Annotated in this window: 1 protein-coding gene and 1 pseudogene; both read right to left on the bottom strand. The window is 40.5% G+C overall.

The window, feature by feature from the left end; all coding sequences use genetic code 11:
* Positions 1 to 1,390: 1,390 nt before the first annotated feature.
* A complete protein-coding gene (locus tag ELS82_RS24280; RefSeq protein WP_244230883.1) occupies positions 1,391 to 1,798 on the bottom strand; it encodes a hypothetical protein in 408 nt (135 codons plus the stop codon).
* Between the two features lie 164 nt (positions 1,799 to 1,962).
* Positions 1,963 to 2,204: pseudogene (locus tag ELS82_RS24275) on the bottom strand (hypothetical protein).
* Positions 2,205 to 2,332: the final 128 nt, after the last annotated feature.

Genomic DNA, 2,332 nt, shown 5'->3' with positions numbered 1-2,332 from the left:
AATACTCGTCTTAACTTCACTTTCTAATTTTTCATACGTAGCCAACTCAGTGATAAATCTCAATATGGTTTCCGTATCTTCTACATGAGCTTCTCTAATTTCTATTTTATTCACCTTTCCTCCTTGAGTTTACTATTCGCATAACGCCCAATTAAGTTGTGAGCAACGCTGCCACATGACCTAAACACTTCACCTTAACCACTAAACCAATTGAAACCGAAAGCGCCGAGCGTTGCGAATCAGCTTGAATTGTTTGTTAGGCAAATTTTCCTACGCACTCACTAACTTGGTTTAAAAACAGAATACCTTAAACACGATAAGCAACCAATCACCCACTGACTTTTTGTGATTCAAGAACTACTAAAGCCACTATGTTACAGCCTCACTTTCAACGTTCACGAAACACAGCATTTCAGCGACAAAGCAGCTTTTGAACCTGAGAAACTCAAAGCTGCGAAATGATAGAAATAACGAAAGCTTCGACTAACTTGCCCTTTCCACACTTGAAGCCAGTGAAGCTCAACACCAACCAACTCTGAAACCCAATGAGGCAACTCACGAAATTTGGCATGTTTTACGGTTCAAGAGATTCAAGGATTTGAGCCGACAATACGGAATTGCCGACTAAGAAAAGCGAACTGCCAGAGGGAACAATAAGATTAGAACAAAGAACTTTTCTGCCCTTTGCCTAACGCCCAATTAAGGGGTGAACAACGCTACCACCCAACCTAAAACATTGTGCCATAAACACCAAATTTGAAGTAGAAGCAAAAGTGCCAAGCGTTGTGAATCCCTCTTGAATTGCTTGTTATGTTTTACCACAAATACATGATTTACTTGAGAAAGAACTGTTATTTCTAACTAGTTTTCTGAAGTAAACCACAAGGCTGAAACCAACTTGACCGACAAAGGCGACCAACCTAAAACAAGTAAATCCACTTCCCTGCCCAATGAGGCAACCCGACCAACAAACAACAAGCGCCCTGTCTTTCCAACCAAAGCGCAAAACAATGCTGAATTGCCGAGGCAACTGCCAAACCGAAATGCTAATTGGCTAAGAACCTAAAAGCGACTTTGAGCCAGTCAAACAAGAAGCCAGCCGCCACGACCTGGGAATGAAGCAACCCACGAATATTGGCATGTTATACAGCTTGATTGATTCAAGAACTTATACCGACAATGCGGATTTGCTGAGTCTACTAGGGACGAATTGCCAGAGAGACAAAGAACTAGAGCCTAAGACCTTTAAGCCTTTGAAATACAAGTAAACATAACGCCGCGTTAAGTGGTGAGCAACGCAGACCACTACACCTAAAGTATTGTGCCGTAAACAATAAAGATGAAGCAAACCAAAAATGCCGAGCGTTGGGAATCCGTCTTAAACGCTTTGTTATATGAACTTATCAACTCTACCATCGTTGGAAATTAGCCACACTCTTATACCTGATGCTTTAATAGGTCCACGCATGCTTTGAACCATTTGTCTGTGCGAGTCATTGTTTGGAATAGCTATTATTGATTCGTGCTCAGGGTATGTATCTTTTACTTTGAAGGCAGCAACTAAAGCAACCCCAATATGTGTTTTTACTTGAGACTTGCTGAAACCTTTATCGAAGCGAGATGACCAAGATTTGGATGAAGTTGCACCTTTTGCCTCAACATAACACTGACTCCCTGACTTAGACTGAGCAATAATATCTATACCTACTTGACTAGTATTCAGTTGTTGAGAAATTTCAAACCCTTCTTTTTCTAGTTGCTTACAAACAAATTTTATTACGTCGTTCTCTGTCAACATAGGTATTCTCATTTAGTTCATATAACGCCAAATTAAGGTGTGAACAACGCTAACACCTTAGCTAAACCATTGTGCCATAAACACTAAACTGGCTTGAAGTGAGAGCGCCGAGCGTTGTGAATCACTCTTAAATTTATTGTTAGCTTTCTGTCTACAGAGGAGCGCTATTGAAATTCTGTGCCGTGATTTTCTAGTGTTTGTTTGCCACATTTAAGACAAACTACGTACCTGTCGGTTAACTCCAATGATGCTCTCCAGGTAAAGAAGCCGCTGCTCCACTGAAGAAGCCGTCTAGAAACGCTTTGAACTGTTCTTTTTTGGACTTCCCATATTTTGAGGGTTTCTGCTTGATTGCTTCTGTATGTTCAGTTTCTCTCTCGCACTTTTCACAAAACCTAATATTCATACTGCCTCCAATGAGATTAACGCATGGAAAACGACAATACTAAGAATACCAAAAGCACTAAGTAAGTTTGTATTCTTACTTAAGACATTCGACTTTGTGCCCAAAGTTGAAAAGATAGCTAACGCCCA

The organism is Vibrio ouci, from assembly GCF_004551525.1.
Lineage (GTDB): Bacteria > Pseudomonadota > Gammaproteobacteria > Enterobacterales > Vibrionaceae > Vibrio > Vibrio ouci.
The sequence above is the reverse complement of the archived record's forward strand: the minus strand, read 5'-3'. Positions and strand labels throughout refer to the sequence as shown.

Coding starts and splice junctions, on each gene's coding strand:
- ELS82_RS24280 (WP_244230883.1), bottom strand. CDS start 1,798: ATGTTGACAGAGAACGACGTAATAAAATTTGTTTGTAAGCAACTAGAA.